The 19,400-nt window shown below is 36.1% G+C and carries 21 protein-coding genes; 17 read left to right on the top strand and 4 right to left on the bottom strand.

What is annotated here, in order from left to right; all coding sequences use genetic code 11:
* Positions 1-9 precede the first annotated feature (9 nt).
* From IBX42_RS02365 to IBX42_RS02290, 16 genes are read left to right on the top strand one after another with little or no spacing between them, the layout of a single operon-like run.
* Positions 10-747 carry a ferredoxin-thioredoxin reductase catalytic domain-containing protein gene (locus IBX42_RS02365; protein WP_294928230.1) on the top strand — a complete coding sequence of 246 codons (738 nt, stop codon included), beginning with the start codon at positions 10-12 and terminating at the stop codon, positions 745-747.
* 9 nt (positions 748-756) lie between these two features.
* Positions 757-1,203, top strand: a complete 447-nt coding sequence (rplI, locus tag IBX42_RS02360) for a 50S ribosomal protein L9 (RefSeq protein WP_294928227.1) — start codon at positions 757-759, stop codon at positions 1,201-1,203.
* Positions 1,203-1,748, top strand: coding sequence for an ATP-dependent protease subunit HslV (gene hslV, locus IBX42_RS02355; RefSeq protein WP_159569936.1), 546 nt, complete (start codon positions 1,203-1,205; stop codon positions 1,746-1,748). The genes rplI and hslV overlap by 1 nt, the downstream gene beginning before the upstream one ends.
* Complete coding sequence (gene hslU, locus IBX42_RS02350) at positions 1,745-3,067, top strand: HslU--HslV peptidase ATPase subunit (protein WP_294928220.1); 1,323 nt, start codon at positions 1,745-1,747, stop codon at positions 3,065-3,067. The genes hslV and hslU overlap by 4 nt, the downstream gene beginning before the upstream one ends.
* Positions 3,068-3,075: 8 nt before the next feature.
* A complete protein-coding gene (gene era, locus IBX42_RS02345; RefSeq protein ID WP_294928217.1) occupies positions 3,076-3,978 on the top strand; it encodes a GTPase Era in 903 nt (300 codons plus the stop codon).
* Positions 3,975-4,940 carry a L,D-transpeptidase family protein gene (locus IBX42_RS02340; RefSeq protein WP_294928214.1) on the top strand — a complete coding sequence of 322 codons (966 nt, stop codon included), beginning with the start codon at positions 3,975-3,977 and terminating at the stop codon, positions 4,938-4,940. The genes era and IBX42_RS02340 overlap by 4 nt, the downstream gene beginning before the upstream one ends.
* Before the next feature lie 12 nt (positions 4,941-4,952).
* Positions 4,953-6,269, top strand: coding sequence for a M99 family carboxypeptidase catalytic domain-containing protein (locus IBX42_RS02335; protein ID WP_294928211.1), 1,317 nt, complete (start codon positions 4,953-4,955; stop codon positions 6,267-6,269).
* Complete coding sequence (locus tag IBX42_RS02330; protein ID WP_294928208.1) at positions 6,262-7,818, top strand: hypothetical protein; 1,557 nt, start codon at positions 6,262-6,264, stop codon at positions 7,816-7,818. The genes IBX42_RS02335 and IBX42_RS02330 overlap by 8 nt, the downstream gene beginning before the upstream one ends.
* Positions 7,815-8,453, top strand: coding sequence for a type 4a pilus biogenesis protein PilO (gene pilO, locus IBX42_RS02325; protein ID WP_294928205.1), 639 nt, complete (start codon positions 7,815-7,817; stop codon positions 8,451-8,453). Before IBX42_RS02330 ends, pilO begins: the two co-directional genes overlap by 4 nt.
* Positions 8,453-8,932 carry a hypothetical protein gene (locus tag IBX42_RS02320; RefSeq protein ID WP_294928203.1) on the top strand — a complete coding sequence of 160 codons (480 nt, stop codon included), beginning with the start codon at positions 8,453-8,455 and terminating at the stop codon, positions 8,930-8,932. Before pilO ends, IBX42_RS02320 begins: the two co-directional genes overlap by 1 nt.
* Positions 8,933-8,941: 9 nt before the next feature.
* The gene (gene mshL / locus IBX42_RS02315; protein WP_294928200.1) at positions 8,942-10,525 is read left to right on the top strand and encodes a pilus (MSHA type) biogenesis protein MshL; all 1,584 of its coding nucleotides are present in this window, start codon (positions 8,942-8,944) and stop codon (positions 10,523-10,525) included.
* The gene (locus IBX42_RS02310; protein WP_294928197.1) at positions 10,522-11,337 is read left to right on the top strand and encodes an AAA family ATPase; all 816 of its coding nucleotides are present in this window, start codon (positions 10,522-10,524) and stop codon (positions 11,335-11,337) included. The genes mshL and IBX42_RS02310 overlap by 4 nt, the downstream gene beginning before the upstream one ends.
* On the top strand, positions 11,330-12,220 hold the full coding sequence (locus tag IBX42_RS02305) for a CDC27 family protein (RefSeq protein ID WP_294928194.1): 891 nt from the start codon (positions 11,330-11,332) through the stop codon (positions 12,218-12,220). Before IBX42_RS02310 ends, IBX42_RS02305 begins: the two co-directional genes overlap by 8 nt.
* Positions 12,217-12,762 (top strand): hypothetical protein, encoded by a 546-nt coding sequence (locus IBX42_RS02300; RefSeq protein ID WP_294928191.1) that lies wholly within the window; start codon positions 12,217-12,219, stop codon positions 12,760-12,762. The genes IBX42_RS02305 and IBX42_RS02300 overlap by 4 nt, the downstream gene beginning before the upstream one ends.
* A gap of 10 nt (positions 12,763-12,772) precedes the next feature.
* On the top strand, positions 12,773-14,506 hold the full coding sequence (locus IBX42_RS02295; RefSeq protein ID WP_294928188.1) for a GspE/PulE family protein: 1,734 nt from the start codon (positions 12,773-12,775) through the stop codon (positions 14,504-14,506).
* A complete protein-coding gene (locus IBX42_RS02290) occupies positions 14,506-15,753 on the top strand; it encodes a type II secretion system F family protein (RefSeq protein WP_294928185.1) in 1,248 nt (415 codons plus the stop codon). Before IBX42_RS02295 ends, IBX42_RS02290 begins: the two co-directional genes overlap by 1 nt.
* A 39-nt stretch (positions 15,754-15,792) precedes the next feature.
* Here the strand turns inward: IBX42_RS02290 and IBX42_RS02285 are convergent, their stop codons facing one another.
* Entirely contained in the window at positions 15,793-16,503 is a 711-nt protein-coding gene (locus IBX42_RS02285; RefSeq protein ID WP_294928182.1) for a YebC/PmpR family DNA-binding transcriptional regulator, read from the bottom strand.
* Positions 16,504-16,643: 140 nt separating this feature from the next.
* Here IBX42_RS02285 and IBX42_RS02280 point away from each other — a divergent pair, with 140 nt between their 5' ends.
* Positions 16,644-17,132: a hypothetical protein gene (locus tag IBX42_RS02280; RefSeq protein WP_294928179.1), complete on the top strand. Its 489-nt coding sequence runs from the start codon at positions 16,644-16,646 to the stop codon at positions 17,130-17,132.
* Here the strand turns inward: IBX42_RS02280 and IBX42_RS02275 are convergent.
* From IBX42_RS02275 to IBX42_RS02265, 3 genes are all read right to left on the bottom strand, one after another.
* Positions 17,122-17,880 carry an ATP-binding protein gene (locus IBX42_RS02275; RefSeq protein WP_294928176.1) on the bottom strand — a complete coding sequence of 253 codons (759 nt, stop codon included), beginning with the start codon at positions 17,878-17,880 and terminating at the stop codon, positions 17,122-17,124. The two genes, IBX42_RS02280 and IBX42_RS02275, sit on opposite strands and share 11 nt — an antisense overlap.
* Positions 17,881-17,976: 96 nt before the next feature.
* Positions 17,977-18,675, bottom strand: coding sequence for a 5'-methylthioadenosine/adenosylhomocysteine nucleosidase (locus tag IBX42_RS02270; protein WP_294928173.1), 699 nt, complete (start codon positions 18,673-18,675; stop codon positions 17,977-17,979).
* Positions 18,672-19,400, bottom strand: a complete 729-nt coding sequence (locus IBX42_RS02265; RefSeq protein ID WP_294928170.1) for a nitrilase-related carbon-nitrogen hydrolase — start codon at positions 19,398-19,400, stop codon at positions 18,672-18,674. The genes IBX42_RS02270 and IBX42_RS02265 overlap by 4 nt, the downstream gene beginning before the upstream one ends.

Here is a 19,400-nt window from a genome sequence, read left to right as displayed (position 1 = left end):
GGAAAAAGCATGAGCATAGTAAAAATAGATATGAATTCACTGGAGTTTCAAGCAGAACTTGAAAAAACGATTCTCTTTACAGATAAAGTAAATAAGCAGTTTGGTTGGGTCTATAATCCACTCCCAGAAGTAAACGAAGGCGTACAGATGGGTCTTGCAAGAAACAAGATGATGTACGGCAAACGTTTTTGCCCATGCTTTATGGTTGAGACGGTTAACGACAAACCAAGAAGCGTAGAAGATAGAATCTGCCCTTGTAAACCTGCAATCGAGAAAGAGATTCCAGAGGATGGTGTTTGTCACTGCGGTATCTACTGTACCCCTGAACATGCGGCAAAAAAAGCAACAGAGATGGGCATGGAAGAAGCTGTTCACACACACTCTCGCGGCTTAACAAAAGAGGAGGCACAAACTTTGCTAAGCCAAAGCGAACTTGATGGAGATGAAGTGACTTCTCTCATAGAAGCAAGAGAACTTGGAATGGTAGATTTTAAACTTGTGGACGTGCGCGAACATATGGAGTGGCAGATGGGACACATAAAAGGAGCCGACAAACTGGTTCCTACAAGCAGTTTTTTTGCAGCTCTAGAAGATGCAAAACTTAACAAAGATGAAAATATTATTTTATACTGCCACGTCGGAAGCAGAAGCGCTCATTGTGCAAGAATACTGGGCGACATGGGATATACAAAAATCGGAAATTTATCTTATGGGATCGTCTCTTACGGCGGCGAGATAGAGAGATAAGGGGAAAAAATGAAAGTTCTACTCATAAAAGATGTCAAAACTTTGGGCAAAGCAGGCGAAGTTAAAGAGGTCAAAGATGGCTACGGTCAAAATTTTTTAATAGCAAAAGGTTTTGCAAAACATGCAACTGCCGAAATTTTGGCTAAGCATAAAGAAGATGAGAGATTGGCGGCAGAAGAGCTTGCAAAAGAGATTGCTGATTTAAAAGATCTTGCGAAAAAACTTGACAAACTAGAGATTATAATAACCAAAAAACTTGGACAAAACGGTCATCTTTTTGGCTCAATTACCAAAGATGAAGTAGCGCACGCGCTTCAAAATCAGCACAATATCGAGATAGACAAAAAACATATTATCGATAAAGTTGCCATTAAAACAGTCGGCGAACATGACTTAGACCTTAAACTTGGTCACTCAATCCATGCAACGCTGCATGTCGATGTTCAGGGAGAGTAATGTTTGACGCTACTACCATACTTGCCTATAAAGGCAAGAATAAAGCGGTAATCGGCGGTGACGGTCAGGTCACCTTTGGAAACAGCGTTCTAAAGGGAAATGCAACAAAAATCCGCACACTTCATAATGGAAAAATCTTAGCAGGTTTTGCCGGAAGCACGGCTGATGCTTTTAATCTCTTTGACATGTTTGAAGATTTTTTAGAGGCAAAAAAAGGCGATATCCTAAAATCTGTCGTAGAGTTTTCCAAGGCTTGGAGAAAAGATAAAGTGCTTCGCCGTCTTGAAGCTATGATGATAGTTTTAAACAATGAGCATATCTTTATACTTACAGGAAACGGAGATGTTGTTGAACCTGAAGATGGCGAAATAGCATCGATTGGGAGCGGCGGAAACTTTGCCATATCTGCTGCGCGCGCTCTTAAGAAACATACAGAGATGGATGAAGAAGATTTGGTAAGAGAGAGCCTTAGTATTGCGGCTGATTTATGTATCTACACAAATCACAATATAAAAACTCTTATCTTAGAGGGAGAAGCAAAGTGAATTTGACGCCAAAAGAGATAGTCGAGTATCTAGATAAATATGTTATTTCTCAGCACAATGCTAAAAAAACTATCGCTCTGGCTCTTAGAACCAGATACAGAAGAATGCAGCTCTCCCCAGAACTCCAAAAAGATATAACGCCGAAAAATATCCTTATGATAGGCTCTACGGGTGTCGGTAAAACAGAGATTTCAAGACGTTTGGCGGGCATGATGAAAGTTCCTTTTATCAAAGTAGAAGCTAGCAAATACACAGAGGTCGGTTTTGTGGGACGCGATGTCGAGTCTATGATACGAGATTTGGTTGTGGCATCTATCTCCATTGTAAAAGCCGAAAAAGAGGAAGAAAATAGGGAAAAAATAGAGAACTATGTTTTAAATAAAATAGTCGAAAAACTTCTCCCCCCTCTTCCATCTGGTGCGAGTGAATCTAAAAAAGACGACTATCAAAGACTTTTAGAGGTTATGGAAAAAAGAGTTCTCTCAGGCGAGATGGACGACAAAATCATAGAGCTTGAGATTGAAAAGATGCATATAGAGTTTAACGACACAAATCTTCCTCCAGAGATGGCAAAAGTTCAAGAGTCCTTCTCAAAAGTTTTCTCCCAAATGAACAGAGAAGATAATAAAAAAGAAGTTAGCGTGCGAGATGCAAAGTCTATCTTAAAAAGCGAAGCAAGTGCAAAACTTCTTGACGCCACAAGCATCAATGCCGAAGCACTAAAACGTGCCGAGGACGGCGGGATTATCTTTCTTGATGAGATTGACAAAATTGCAATTAGCGAAAAGTCTCAGGGAAGAAACGACCCTAGCAAAGAGGGAGTCCAGCGAGACCTGCTTCCAATCGTAGAAGGGAGCAGCGTAAGCACAAAATATGGCGTAATAAATACGGACCATATTCTTTTTATCGCAGCGGGCGCGTTTCATCTCTGTAAACCAAGCGACCTTATCCCAGAACTCCAAGGAAGATTTCCACTAAGAGTTGAACTTGAATCTTTAACAGAGGAGACGCTCTATAAAATTCTTACCCAAACCAAAAATTCGCTGCTCTACCAATACGAAGCACTGCTAAGCACGGAGGGAATGAAGCTTATCTTTGAAGATGCGGCAGTTAGAGCAATAGCAAAACTGGCACATCGCACAAATGAGATAACTGAAGACATAGGCGCTAGAAGACTTCATACGGTTTTAGAGAGAGTCTTGGAAGATATAAGTTTTAATGCGGATGAGTACAAAGAGTTTATTGTTACTGAAAAATTGGTACATGAAAAATTAGACACGGTCGTTGAAGATAATGACCTCTCTAGATATATCTTATAGGAAAAAATATGACTAAAGCAGGTTTTACTAAAGAAACCCGTGCGGGTTTTGTATCATTAATCGGTCGTCCAAACGCAGGAAAAAGCACACTCATGAATTCGCTACTAGGCGAAAATATTGCCATGGTTAGTCAAAAAGCAAATGCGACTAGAAAAAGATCAAATGCGATTGTTATGTATGAAGATACACAAATTATCTTTGTTGATACTCCAGGACTGCATGAGAGAGAAAAAGTACTAAACCAGTTTATGCTTGATGAGGCTCTAAAAGCCATGGGAGACTGCGACCTTATAGTCTATCTCGCTCCCGTTACCGACAACGTAGAGAATTATGAAAAATTTTTAAAACTAAACAACTCTAAGATAAAGCACATTATAGTTCTAAGCAAAATAGACCAAGTATCGCAAGACAAACTCTTTAAAAAAATAAGCCAGTACAGCCAATTTTCAGACCATTTTGAAGCGCTTATCCCCATGGCAATACCCAAAAAAGTAGGTCATGATGATCTGCTTAAGACTATATCAAAATTTTTGCCTGAGTCACCGTTTCTTTTTAACCCAGAAGATTTAACAAGTGAACTTGTTCGTGATATTTATGCTGGATTTATAAGAGAGGGCGTGTTTCAAAATGTAAGTGATGAGATTCCATATGAATCTGACGTTATAATAGAGAAGATTTTTGAAGAAAAAAACATAGATAAAATCATAGCAACCATCATTGTTGAAAAAGAGTCCCAAAAAGGGATTATTATAGGCAAAGGCGGAGAATCAATTAAGAGAATCGGAAAATACTCAAGAGAGAAGATAGAATCACTCAGTGGAAAAAAAGCCTATCTTGAGCTGCAGGTTGTAGTCAAAAAAGGGTGGAGTAAAGATAAATCATATCTAAAAGAGGTAGGTTATAGCTCATGAAGTTACTGCTGCTTATATTTATAAGTTTAAACATTTTTGCAAGTGATATATTAACAAGTTATAGAGTAAACGGTATTGATCAAATCGAAAGAGAGATGGACATTGAGTTAACAAAAAGAGAGTATTGGGATAGAGTGCTTAGCGATAAAGATACAACTTTTGGCTATATTGAAGCATACTCCAATGTTCTTGCATGCGATAAATCCACATCTACTCTGCACCTCTATTCGCTTGATGAAAACCAAAGTTTTAGCTTTAGAAAAACATATGATGCTTTTACCGGCAAACTAAAAGGGGACAAAGTAAAAGAGGGAGATCTGAAAACTCCTATAGGAATATACCAGATAACTAAAAAGCTCTCAAGGGAGACCGAATTAGACCCCTTTTACGGACCGTTGGCATTTGTGACATCATACCCTAACATTTACGACTCTTACAGAGGTAAAAATGGTTCTGGAATATGGATACATGGTCTTCCATCACAGGATAGAGATGAGTTTACAAGAGGTTGTATCGCCATAAATAACTCTAGTATAGAGTGTCTAGACAGAAATATTGATATAGAAAAAACTATTTTAATTATTGACGAAGAAAATATAAAACAAAATATCTCTAAAGATTTGCTCTCATCTATCTTATCCCAACTCTACTCATGGAGATACAGCTGGAAATATGATGACATTGTCGGATATTTAAGTTTTTACTCTCCAGAGTTTGTTAGAAGTGATGGAATGAGTTTAGAAGAGTTTAAAAAATACAAAACCAGAGTTTTTAAAAAAGTCGAGAGAAAGACAATTATATTCAATGATATAAATGTAGTACCATATCCGAATACGTCAAATATCTATCAAGTAAACTTTAAAGAGTTTTATAAATCTGATACATTCAAATTTAGCGGAGATAAAACACTTATTATAGAAGTTGCTAAAGATAATAAAATCAACATCTTAACTGAAAAATAGAAGAAGTAACAGATGAAACATCTTTTAGCAAAACTCCTCTTTGTCCTCTGCCTATATACTAATATTATAGATGCGGATGTTCAGCTTATTAAAAAAGAAAATGCCGATTCAAACACTACACTTCTTGTCATTGGGGGGATACACGGTGATGAACCAGGTGCATACTTCTCTGCATCAATTCTAGCAACTCACTACAAAATAAACTCAAAAAATTTATGGATTGTTCCCGATTTAAATCAAAAAAGCATTCAAAAGAACTCTAGAGGCATCAATGGGGATATGAACAGAAAATTCGCGATAATAAAAGAGAGCGACAAAGATAAAAAAATTGTAGAAGAGATTAAAGAGATTATCACACAAAAAAATGTCTCTCTGGTTCTTAATCTGCATGACGGCAACGGCTTTTACAGAAAAACAGACAAAGGAAACATCTTTAACCCCAACGCTTGGGGTCAAACATGTGTAATTGATCAATGCGATCTAAATCAAACACAGCCTTTTGGCAACTTAAATACCATAGCTTTAGATGTAAAAGAGAGAATAAACAGAAGACTTATAGAAGAGCATCATACTTTTGACGTAAAAAATACAAATACTAAGTTTGATGATGAAGCTATGCAGCTATCTCTTACCTACTATGCAGTTACACACAATAAACCAGCTTTTGCAATTGAGAGCAGTAAAAACCTACCCTCTCTATCACAAAAAGTCTTTTACCATCTTCTTGCAATCGAAGAGTTTATGAATATTATGGAGATTGACTTTACAAGAGAGTTTTACTTGGATGAAAGAAGCATCACTAAACTTCTTGAAGAGTACGGTAATTTAAATATTAATGACAATATTTCTATTAATTTAACTAATATAAAAAAATATTTAAGCTTTATTCCGATAAAATCAGAGAGTAATGTATTTAGGTTCTCTAACCCACTAGGAAGTATCGCAAGAGAGGGGCGCAACTTTGTTGCTTATATAGGCAACAAAAGAGTTGTAACTCTAAGTCCGCAGTATTTCAAAATTGGTAAGTCATGTACAGATACTTTTGATGTTATTGTTGATGGAGTTAAAGTAACTTTAAACAAAACTTCAGATATTATTGTAAATGATTATTTTAACGTTATAGAACAAAGTGGTTATCGTGTAAACGTAATTGGTTTTACATCTGAGGGATTGATTAATGAAAGTGGTATAAGCGTAAAGCTTGAAGACTTTGATAAAAGATTCTCTATAGATGTAGACAATAGGGTTTACAGGGTTGAGTTTTATAAAAACAATGAATTTTGCCATATGTCCAAAGTTCATTTCATACAGGATTATGAAAATGAGTAAAAAAGAACAACACTCTTTCTCCAGCGTGCTTTCTATCAATCCTTACAAGGGTACGTATGTAAGTGCCGTTTCAAACTTCTTAAATGAAACTGCTACTGCCGTATACTCCAAGGAGCAGTATGTCATCTCCTATCTAAACACAAAAAGTTTTATAAATAGCCATATTGCAGTTAGTAAAAATATTCCGGAAGAAGATTTATATGACGCTATCTACAATAAAGCATACGATGAACTTGGGCTTGATCAAGCCGTTATGTATCAGATACAATATATTGAGACTTTTAATGCCTTAGATGAAGACAATAGAAATTTCCATGTGTTTATAATTGACCCGATGGTTGTTGATGAAGTATTTAAAAGTGTAGTAGAGAGAGTAAAATATATAGACTATATTATACCTTCCCCTCTTCTATTAAAGTCACTCTACTCAAAAGATCTCATAGAGAGTGGCGGGGTTCACTGTTTTGTATACTTTCAAGAAAATGACACCTTTATTACCATATATAATGAGAAAAACTTTATATATACAAAATCTATAAACTACTCATTTTTGCAGATGCATGAGAGATTCTGCGAAATTTACGGAGAGTTAATCGAGTATGAAGACTTTATAAACTTCCTTTCAAATGAAGATCTTAAAACAACAGACAGTACTTACAAAGCGCATATTATCAAGCTTTACAAAGAAATCTTTTCAAATATAAACGATATTTTAACCTATGTAAAAAGGGCATTAGATATAGATAAAATTGAGTGTGTATATATAGATACGCAGCTTAAATCTATAACTAAACTTGACGAAATGGCAGAGGTTGAACTTAGCATTAAAAGTAGCAGCTTTAACTTTGACTATGGACTTGAGACAGGTAAGGCGCATATTGATAATCTGCACTCACTTATGTATCTCTACACCACGCTACCTCAAAAAGATAGATATGAGTGTAACTTCACAACGTATTACCGCCCTCCAAAATTTACAAAGAGAGATAGCGGTCGCGCCATTATGCTTGCGGCTGCTTCGCTTGTCCTTGCTTTCTTGTACCCTGCCTCATATTGGACGCTTACATACGCACAATCACTGCAGTACAAACTTTTAGAGGATGAATACAGAAGTGTTCACAACATTAAAATAACAAGAGAAGCGACAATTAAAAACAGAGAAGCCGACAAAGCAAAAGTATCAATACTTCTTGCCGAGCAACAGCAAGAGTATATTGATAAGAAAAACACGCTTGTTAAAATTCATGACGTTAAAGTAAATTACCCTATGAAAGCGGAGTTGCTGCATAGGTTAACCAAAGATTTAAACAGATACGACGTAAGACTTGAGTCTGCTCTTTACTCAGAGGCACAGGAGAGTAAAAAAAGCAGCAGCCAAATCAAAGAGCTTAAACTTGGACTTGTCTCCAGCAATGATAAAAAGATTACCGATTTGATTAAGTATTTGACAATGGTTTACGAAGGAAAGTTTCACTTTGAAATAGATAAAATATCTTATGAGAAGGAAACAAAATTATATTTTGGTGAATTAAAGGTGAATTTATTATGAATTTTAAATTAATGATAGAAGAGACCTTACAAAAAATTGATAGTTTTTTTAAGGAAAAATCTCAAAAAGACACCTATATAGTATATGCTATGATTGTTGTCGTTTTTTTCGCTGTGGCATATCCATTCTATGATTTGTCTATGAGTGAGTTCGAAAGCCAAAAGAAAAAAGTTCAAGAAATAACTGCAAAAATTGACTCAGACAAGCTCTATTTAAAAGTCAACACTGAGGCAAAAGTTGCTATGTTAGTTCAAGAAATCAAAGGTCTTGAAGTTGAGCTTGAAGCTCAAAAAGAGAGAAACAGCTACATAAAAGAGAAAATAGAGGCTATCTCTTCTCTTATTTATGACGAAAGAGCTTGGGGTGAGTATCTTAACTCTATTTCCATAAATGCAAAGAAACACAACATTAAGATAATTAACTTTGCAAACAGCTACTCAGAAAATAGCGAATCTGCTTTTGGTCATGTTCTAGATATTGCGCTTGATGTTAAAGGTAATTATTTAGATACAGTGAAGTTTATGAACTCTCTAGAGCAAAGCGAACTTGTTGTAGATGTGCATGACTTTAGCATAAAAGCTCAAGATGCGTTGAACACAAGTCTTGATATCTCAGTTTGGGGGATTACTTACTAATGAAAACAGCATTAATAATATTACTCGCAATATTTTTAGGCAACTCTCTGTATGCTAATGAATTAGAGTGGGTAGATGAGCAGATAGAGGCGATTAAGCCACCAAGAAAAGGCGTAAATATATCTACGCTCGGGAGTCCGTTTGTTTTTTTAGAGAAAAACAAACCTGAAACAAAAGATGCAAAAAAAGGTTCTAGAACGACAGCTGCTCCAGCTAAAAAAGTAGCTTCTTCAAAAACAGCATCTTTAGCACAGGCAGAAAAAACGGACGATGCTCCTAAAAAGAGCGCCCTTGTATTAAGCACAATCATAAACTTCTCAGCTATGATTGATGGAAACTGGTATAAAGTGAACGATAAGATTAACAGTTATACGGTTACGGACATAACAAAAACATCTGTAACTCTAAAACAAGGCGGCAAAGAGCTTGTCTTGTCAACTGTTAGTAAAAATCCAAATTTAAAATTCAAAAATAAGTAGGGCAGATTCATGAAACTTATAAAAACAACGATGTACTCAACTCTTCTAACGGTTCTATTATCAACTAATGTTGTGGCTGATTGTTCGTATGAGCTCTTTAGCATTAGTTCGACAAAAAACACTAAGATAATTGACTTTATAGAGCAGCTTAGTGATGAATGTGAATTTAGTATCATAGTAACTGATCCAAATGCACAGAAGTTTTTGGAGAGCAACTTAAATAAGACAAATCTAAATAACTTAACTATCAATGAAGTTTTAGATCTTGTACTAAAAGAGAATAACCTCACTTACTCTCTTGAGAACAATATTTTAAGGGTTTCATATCTGGAAACCAAAATGTTCAATATTGACTATATCTTGTCACAGAGAAAAAGTGAATCTAAAACCAATATCACACTCTCTTCTGAGGGTGCCGGTGTGACTTCTCAAACAGGATCAACATCCAGAACAACTCAAAATCAAGAGTTGGGTGGGGGAAGCGCGGGTAAATCGGGAATGATGATTGACAGCTCTGATGAAGTTGTATTCTGGCATCAACTGGATTTGGAGTTTCAAGAAGTTCTAAACAGACCACAAGATGTATATACGGCGCAACTTCCTATCATAAATAAAAATGCAGGCATTATTACCGTCACTGCTACAATTAAACAGATGGAGAGATTTGAAAGCTATCTTAAGAAACTGCAAGACAAAGTACAGCTTCAGGTATTGATAGATGTTCAGCTTCTTTCAGTTACTCTTAGTGACGGCAAAACAACCGGTGTTGATTGGTCTCAGCTCTATAAACTTCAAGATATAGATCTTAGTATAGATAAACTGTTTCACAAAAATGTCTCTGAATTTGAGGATAATAAAATTACCACAGCAATCGCCGGTGGTGGAGCTGCTGAAAACTCTCACCTTATAAAAATAAGTGCAAGCGGAAACTTAAACGAGGTTATTAAGTTTCTTAAAACGCAAGGTGATGTAACTTCTATTTCAAACCCAAAAGTTTTAACGCTAAACAATCAAGCGGCACTTATAACAGCCGGAACAGAGTATTTCTATAAAATTATAAGTACGGAGACTCTCTCTGGTACTACAAGTGGAACCCAAAGCACAAGTGAAGACCTTCAATCTGTTTTTGCCGGTGTTTTACTCGATATAACGCCAGAAATTTCTGATGACAATATGATTACATTAAAGATTAATCCGTCTCTATCTGAAACGGCTTCGGATATATCTCTTGTTGAAGCAGCAGATAGAACTATGCCGCCCGACCTTCGTCGCCGTCAACTCTCTTCAGTTGTAACTATAAAAGACGGAAGTCGTATAATCTTAGGTGGATTAATCAATACCAGCAATAATGTCTACATGAATAAAGTTCCTATCTTAGGCGATATTCCAGTGCTGAACTACCTGTTTAAATATGAAAACAGACAAAAGATTACTCAAGAACTTGTTATCGTTATTGAGCCTCATATTATTCGTAAAAATGACAAAGGTTTATCTTTATCAAACTTGGGATATGAAGGGTTATCAGAGGATATCATGCTTAGCCCAAAAGAAGCGATTTCTGTTACAACGAATAGTATAAGAGAGGAAGATTGAAACCAAGTATCTATGAAAACTCAAGGGATGTTTTTTTAGATACGGTTAATGTCAAAGATTACATCCAGCTTGAGAAAATCTCTATGATTTACCAAGCCCTAAGAGACTCTATAGAAAAGCCCTTAAAAATGGTTCTTCTATATGGTAAACCTGGAACAGGTAAGAGTATGTTTTTATCAAAGCTACATGAAGATGTTGCTTCTGCGCAAAAAGCTTATCTCTACAAAACGCCTATTCTAGATGAGAGTGAGTTTTTCAAAACTATTGCTCAAGATCTATATGGAATCAAATATGACAGCGAACTGAATTTTACGCAATTTATGAAGGTTGTAGAAAACAGAGAACTTATTGAAGCAATAGTTCCCATTATAATGCTTGATGAGGCTCAGCTCTATACTACGGCTATGATGGAAAAAATCAGACTTTTATCAGATACAAGAAAAGTAAAATTTGTAATCGCCCTTCATAAAACTGAAAAAGAGGATATTATTGCAAAAGAGCATTTCCAAACTAGAATTTGGGAGAGCATAAAGCTCGAAAACGCTTCTCCGGTGGAGCTTAAAATATATATTCAAAAAAAACTTATGAAAGTAAATTGCGTAGATACAGCAAGCATGTTTGTACCGAAATCAATCAATCTTATTCATAAATTGACGGATGGAAATTATAGAGATACAAATAAATTAGTATACACGCTCTTTGATATATACCACTATTATGCACAAAACAATCCAAAAGAAATAAGAGGAAATGAGATTTCAAAGAAAATTATAGAGATGGCTGCGATACATACAGGATTGATAAATGCTTAATGTTAACGAACTTGAAAACAAACATAAAAAATATAAACTAAAATCATATACTCCATACTTTGCAATTTTTTTAGGCGTTAGCGCTGCTATTTTGTCGATATCTTTTTTTCTTCTATATGATTTTAATTCAAAAAAAGAGACAAAAAAAGAGCTTATCGCTCAAAAAACACAAGAGTATAATGGAGATAGAAAAGCGGATATAGCAATCGAAAATAAAAATGAAGCCATCGAGCAAGAGGCTTCTAAAGTTATTGTGCCAAAAGAAAAAGAAGAAACACCGGTGACTCAAGAGAGAGAGGAGAAAGTTCAGCTATCCCCTTCTCTAAACTTTATAAAGAGAATTGAGTCTGAGGTACCGCTATACAAAAAAGAGGATAGCGTTAAAGCTGCTGCCATTATTGAAAAAAAAGTTGAACGACCTATTGAAAAAAGCAGTGAGCCTATAAAAAAAGAGAATAAAAAAGAAGAAGTATCCCTGCCTATAGTTGAAGAGGTAAAAGAGTCTATTGCTCTAGTGCAGAAACCCATAGTGGAAGAACCTGCAACAAACACAAGCACCATAGATATAAAAAGAAGAGATGTCGAAGAGGACATTAAACATGTGATCAAAAGATTTAATGTTAATCACAACCCTGCTTTAAGTCTGTTTGTTGCAAAAAAATATTATCAATTAGAAAATTATGAGCAAGCATACAACTATGCTTTGGCAACGAATGAGTTAAACAATAATATAGAAGCAAGCTGGATTATTTTTTCAAAATCGCTTGTTAAGCTCGGCAAAAAAGAGATGGCGATTGAAACACTAAAGAGATATATAAACCACTCAGATTCATCACAGGCTAGACAACTCTTAGATGAGATCTTATCAGGGAAATTTAAATGAAATTACTACTACTAACAACTCTCTTGGCAATAACTCTTTATGCCGATGTAAAACGTGAAATGCTTGAGCTATTTCAAAACAAAGATTATAAAGAGGCTTGCACCATAGGTTTTAAGAACTTTGCAAAATACTCAAAGGATGAGGAGTATGTCTCTTTATATGGATTCTCTTGTCTTAATGTTGATTATGTAGATAGATTGTCTGTTCCCGTTACCGTACTAAAACTAACACCTGAATCACGCGCAAATGCCGCATATTTCTCAATTATACTTATGCAAAAAAAACTTCTGTATCATGCTCTGCTTGACAACTATGACATATCCTCACTAAACTTGCCTACAACCGACTATGTACTATCAAAAGTCTTTGATTTTTATACAAAATATGGCAAACATGAACCAAAGGAGTTTTATATATTTGAAGATGAAGATGATAAGAATTTAAAATATAAACTTTATATTTTAAAAGATGGTAAAATAGATAAAATAGTTATTGAAGAGTTTTACAACTCTATAAGTACTAAAAAACATATTTATTGGTAGAGGGGGCATTATGGATAGAATAACATCTGATTTACTAGCTAATGGCTCTATCATGAAGAGTCAAGTAGACAGACTTGTTGCCAAAGGGCTTGATAGTAATTTAATACTTAGGGATATTACTATTTCCGGCTTTATGACGATGGATAGGCTTGTTCGATTTATCGTTGAGAAGATACAAAGCGGCGAGTATGATTTATCTATAATTGACGATTATGACTACATTCAAGAAAAAGATATTCTTCTTAAACTTGCCCAAAAACTAAATCTTATTTTTCTTGATTTAGACTCGATAGACATGGATTACAGGCTTACTGAAAAAGTTTCCCTTGCCCAGCTTAAAAAATACAATGCGCTGCCGGTATCCGAAGATGAACTAAGCATTACGGTCGCTTTTTGTGATCCCTTGGACATTGAAGCGCATGAGTCAGTACAAAGACTCTTTTCTACAAAACCTATTAAAATTGCCGTTGCAACAAAAAAACAGATTCAGTCATATCTTTTTAAGGTTGAGATAAAAGGTAGTGTAAAAGGATTAGTCAAAAAGATAAGAGATGAGTTAAACTCCATAAACTCCATGGATGAACAGCAGGAAGCTTCTTCAATTTTACTACTGATTGATGTTATCCTAAACTCTTGTATTAAAAGTCGTGCGAGTGACGTGCATGTTGAACCTACAGAAAAAAACTGTGTTGTGCGTACAAGGATAGATGGAAAGCTAACAGAGGTGTTTATTTTCGAAAAAGATATATATCCTCCTCTTGCCTCAAGATTAAAGCTTCTCTCAAATCTTGATATAGCTGAAAAAAGAAAGCCTCAAGACGGTCGCTTCTCTACGCTGGTTGGTGCTAAAGAGTATGATTTTCGCATATCAACACTTCCAGTACTCTACGGTGAGTCAATAGTTATGAGGGTTCTTGATAAACAAAAAGCACTTGTTAAACTTGAGGAAGCCGGTATGGATACCGAAAGTTACAATAAGTTTATAAAAGCTCTAAAGACGCCTTATGGCATTATTCTTGTTACCGGTCCTACGGGAAGCGGTAAAACAACAACGCTCTACGGCGCACTTAATGAGCTTAGAAATGTTGAAGATAAAGTAATTACGGTCGAAGATCCGGTTGAATATAGAATGAACCTAATTCAGCAGGTTCAAGTAAACCCCAAAGTTGGATTGACTTTTGCGGCGGCTCTTAGGTCTATCTTAAGACAAGATCCAGATAAGATTATGATTGGTGAGATTCGCGACTCTGAGACTTTGGAAATAGCTATTAAAGCTGCACTAACGGGACACCTGGTAATCTCTACACTTCATACAAATGACTCCATAAGCGCAGTTACGCGTATGGTAGACATGGGTGTGCCATCTTACCTTATCAGTGGTTCTTTAGTTGCTATACAAGCTCAAAGACTTGTAAGAATAATATGTAAAAATTGTAAAACGGAGGAGAAGATTTCAGCGGCAGCTATAGAGGAGATAAGACATCTAGTTCCTGAAAATGCTAAATTTTATACAGGAGCCGGCTGTAAAGAGTGTAACGGAACAGGATACATGGGAAGAGAGATGATTTGTGAGGTTTTAGTTGTTAATGAAAAAATGTCATCTCTAATTGCAAAAGGTGCATCTCTAGAGGCTCTACATGCCCAAGCAGTTGAAGACGGATTTGTCGGATTGTTTGAAAACGGTATAAACAAGGCTCTTGAAGGTGTCACAAGTTTAGAAGAAATTTTAAGGGTGGCAAAATAATGAAATACTTTGTAGCAACTATCCTCTCCAAGGGTAAAAAAGAACAGATTGGGATGTATGCAGAAAATAGAAAACATGCTAATGAGCTTACAAAACTCAAGCACGCTGGGATTATAATTAAAATTTCAGAAGAGACAGAACCGCTTGAAGCTCAGTTTAAAAGATTCAAAACAACACTTCTTAGCAATGTTAAAAAAAGAAAGATAAAGCCCGACTCTCTTATTGCATCCATTAGACAGCTAGCAGTTATGACAAATGCTGGAATATCAATTTATGATTCACTAAATGAGATTGCAAAATCTACGCAGGAAGAGAGTTTAAAACTAGTTTTTAGCAAGCTGGCAGAAGATATAAATTCCGGTCATTCTCTCTCGAAATCTATGGAAAATTTCCGTTTTGAGCTTGGAAATCTCGCAATTGCCATGGTTCAGCTCGGTGAAAAAACAGGTAATCTTGATGAAGCCTTATACTCTCTTGCCGATATGCTAGAGGAGATACGTGCGAACATCATTAAATTTAAAAAAGCAATGGCATATCCAAGAAATGTTATGATTGCAATGGCTATCGCTTTCACGATTCTAATATCTTATGTTGTTCCTGAGTTTAAAACTATTTTTGAAGAGCTTAATGCAGAGTTGCCGTTACCTACTATTATTTTATTAAAACTAGAACATCTGTTTAACAACTATGGGTTGTATGTACTCGCCTTTTTAGTTATAACATTTGCAATGTTTAAGTATCTAATTAACAACTATAAAGATATCAGGTTTAGCTGGCACCAGCTTCTCTTAAAGACATACCTTATAAAAAATATCGTAATGTATGCAACGCTCAGCCGTTTTACACTTGTTTTCTCAGAACTAATCCGTGCCGGTATTCCTATCGCGGAAGCGCTTGACACTTCCATCTCTATGATTGACAACCTGCCGCTAAAAGCAAAACTCTCTTCGGTTAGGACTTCTGTTGAAAAAGGTGCGGCTTTAAACGAAGGTCTAGCGGATACAAAACTTTTTGAAAATATGATTATTCAGATGATTAGTGCCGGTGAGGATAGCGGTACTCTTGATGCCATGATAAAGAAGGTAGCAGAGTATTATAAAATGAGATTTGATGCGATTATTGACGGGCTTAATGAGGCTATCGAACCTATTATGCTCTTTATTATCGCGGCAATGGTTCTTCTTCTTGCTCTTGGTATATTCTTGCCGATGTGGGATATGGGTAATGCCGTACAGGGAAGAGGATAAAGATATAGGAGTCTCTCCTATATCTTTTCTAAAACATTATTATGCCAAATTTGTAAATACTTTTTGAACATCCTCATCATCTTCGAGTTTGTCTAAAATTTTATCTATATCTGAGTGCTGCTCCTCCGTTATAGTTATCGGTAAATTTGCAATTCTCTCTAGATTTGCCTTCGTAATCTCGATGCCCATATCTTCTAAGGCACTGTTTAATGCGCCAAAACTTATATAGTTACCAGTCACAATAACAACTCCATCCTCTTCCTCTATCTCTTCTAAACCTGCATCTATTAGCTCTAGTTCAAGCTCTTCTAAATACATACCATCTTTTAGAGGAAATTCAAACAGCGCTTTTCTGTCAAACATAAACTCTAAAGAGCCCTTTGTAAGCATCTCACCGCCATGTTTTGTAAGTATATTTTTCACATTTGCCACGGTTCTCGTATTGTTATCCGTCATGCACTCTATAAAGAGCTGCACACCGTGTGGAACTTTCCCCTCAAAGCTTACCTCAAGCATACTTGCCGTATCTTTTGCAGTTGCTCTTTTTATAGCTGCTTCTATGTTGTCTTTTGGCATATTTTCGGCTTTTGCATTTATAATCGCTGTACGCAATCTAGCATTCATATCAGGGTCAGTTCCACCCTCTTTTGCCGCCATTGTAATTATTTTTCCAAGTTTAGGAAACAGTTTTGACATTGCTCCCCATCTTTTTAGCTTTGATGCTTTTCTATACTCAAAGGCTCTTCCCATGCATGTATCCTCATCTACTGTAATCTGTTTTATTATTAGAAGTGTATTATAACCAAATCTGCTTTCCCAAATGAAGTTTAAAGTAGGTATTCATGAGCGGATTTGGTATAATTACGCACTTGACTCTACAAGGTGTTTCAATGAAGTTTCTCTCTAAAATCAAACATTACTTATTTAATGCATTTCGTGAACTATTTGTTTACAATCACAGTTCATTGGCGTTTCGTGCCAAACTTTTTGCTCTTATCCTTAGCGCAAATGAAAATATAAAAGCGGATGATTTCTCTATTATAAAAAAAATTGGTATGGATATATATAATGACGATGAAAGAGCAAACCTTCTCCTCCTAAACACTAAAGAACTTGTTAAAAAAGTAAGAGAAAACAATGGTCTGGATATTGATACGCTTGTCTTAAATATTCAAAAAGAACTAAAGCTTATGCCAAGATATGCAAAAAAAATAGATATTGATTCGCTTAGAGAGCTTCTTTTGCTCTCGCATGACAGGGATATCATCTCCTACCAAGAGAATATGATAGAGTTTTTACAAACCCTAAAAGATGAGACTCTGCATGAGAGAAGATCACAAATTGCAAAAGATGAAGAGAAGATAGAGTCTAAATATTAAACTTCTCTTTATCAAAAAAAGTCTCAACAGAGATATTTTTAAATGCTGCATTTAAACTTGTAAACAGCGAAGGAAACTCTTTTTCCATCTTAGATAACATCTCTTTTGTATTTGCTCTTGCATGGGGCATTTTAACGTCAAATCTCATAGATGGACATGCTTCATCCCCAATAGTCACAATATCATTATCAAGTGCAAATGCTGCCAATTGACGCTCTCTCATTTGAATAAGAGGACGTATGACAATCAAACCGTTATCGGCTCTATATTTTGGTGCAAGCGAGCGCATCTGTCCGTTATAGATAAAATTCATAAAAAAACTCTCTGCCGCATCATCCATGTGATGTCCAAGAGCCACTTTATTACAGCCATGATTTTCTGCTGCACTATAGAGTGAACCTCTTCTCATGCGTGAAAAAAAACTGCAAAATGAGGAATTTTTTCTAATTTTCTCAGCAGCCAAATCGTAGATTTTTGTATCATGGATGAAATGCGCAATCTCATGTTCTTTACAATGCTCAATCAAATTATCAAAGTTTTCACCCATCCCGTATGAGACAGTTACTGCAACAAACTCAAATTTAAACGGTGCACGGCGCTGTTGCTCTTTGAGCGCATGGACTAAAGTAAGCGAATCTTTTCCGCCGCTAAGACCTACCAATATCTTATCGCCCTCTTCTATAAGTTCAAACTCGGCATTTGTTTTTCCGAGTTTAGACATAATTTTTTTAGAAATCTTTATAGCCATTGTAAAATCTTTAAGTGCGGTTTATCTGCACGCGGGCCTTCTGTCGAAGAAAACATAGCGTTAGCGTAGCTAAATGGACTTTGTTCATTTAGCGTTCTAAGATGGGAGGACAATTTTGTCCACCATTTTCATAACAAACTCGGCACTTTCTTTAGCACTTGTCTCTAAAAATTCATCAAAACTAAAACTTGCATCCATGTCTGCCGCATCGCTAATAGCACGAAGAATAAAAAAAGGCACCCCAAGTGCATTACAGACGACAGCAACACTTCCGCCTTCCATCTCCAGAGCATCTGCACCAAACGTAGCTCCTATCCAGTTCTTTCTCTCTTCATTTGCCACAAACTGATCACCTGTTGCGATGATTCCCTCCTGCACACTTTTACCCATGCTTGCCGCGACCTCTTTGCTCATCTCTATCATTACTTTATCAGCCTCTACAAAGACCGACCCTTCCGGTACATAACCAAATGGATGACCGAATGCAGTAATATCCAAATCATGCTGAGAGAGTTTTGTTGCAACTATCAGATCACCGACCTTTAGAGTAGGAGATATTGCCCCTGCAACTCCTGAAAAGAGAAGCTTTGTAGCTCCAAAATGCTCAATCATAGTCGTAGCCGTAAGAGTAGAGAATACTTTTCCTATCTTAGAGTACGCTATCACAAGCTGGGCACCTCTGTATGTTGCTTCATAATATCTATTTCCGGCGTACTCTACCGTTTTATATAAGCCGACTTTTTCTAAAATCGGAGCAACCTCTTCGGGCATTGCTCCCATTATTGCTATTTTCATAAATTTTCCTCTGTTTCAAATGTTTTTACTGTTTTTTTATAACGCGGCAATTTATGCACTATTTTTGCATCTTCGTTGACTATGCAGCTTCCACCCCAAAATCCAAGCCCATCTTCAAAACCAACCCTGTTTACAAAGACAAGCTTGGCTCTGCACTCTGCTGCAACCGTTTTTATGATTTCATACCATTTATCTTCTATGTCAATTCCGCTATCACTAAAACCTCTTGCGGGTGATGCAACAAGCGCTACTATATAGCTTGGATTTTCTTTTATCAGCTTTTCATGAACATCTTTATGCCAAAGATCTTCACACACAACCATAGATATTTTTCCAAACTGAGTCACAAAACTCTCAAAAATAGTGCCTGCTTTAAAATACCTAGCCTCTTCAAACATTCCGTAGTTTGGAAGATGTACTTTATAGTGCTTTGAGAGGAGTTTCCCTTTAGAGAAATAGAGTGCTGCATTTCTAAAGCTCTCACCATCTCTAATCGCAGCACCTACTACGATATCAACATCAAGACTTAACTCTTTTAAGATATCCAACTCATCTATCTCCCATGCATCTTCATAGAGCTTATCTTGAAGCAGATAACCATTTAAAGAGAGCTCGCCAAACACTATTAAATCACTCTCATGTTTACAAGAGCCTATTATAGATACAACTTCATCTATGTTTGAGCGGTTAAGTCTAGGCGATGTCTGAGCTAATGTAATTCTCAT

Origin of the sequence: Sulfurimonas sp. (assembly GCF_014859695.1) — a bacterium.
GTDB lineage: Bacteria > Campylobacterota > Campylobacteria > Campylobacterales > Sulfurimonadaceae > Sulfurimonas.
This window is presented reverse-complemented; position numbering and strand designations above follow the sequence as displayed.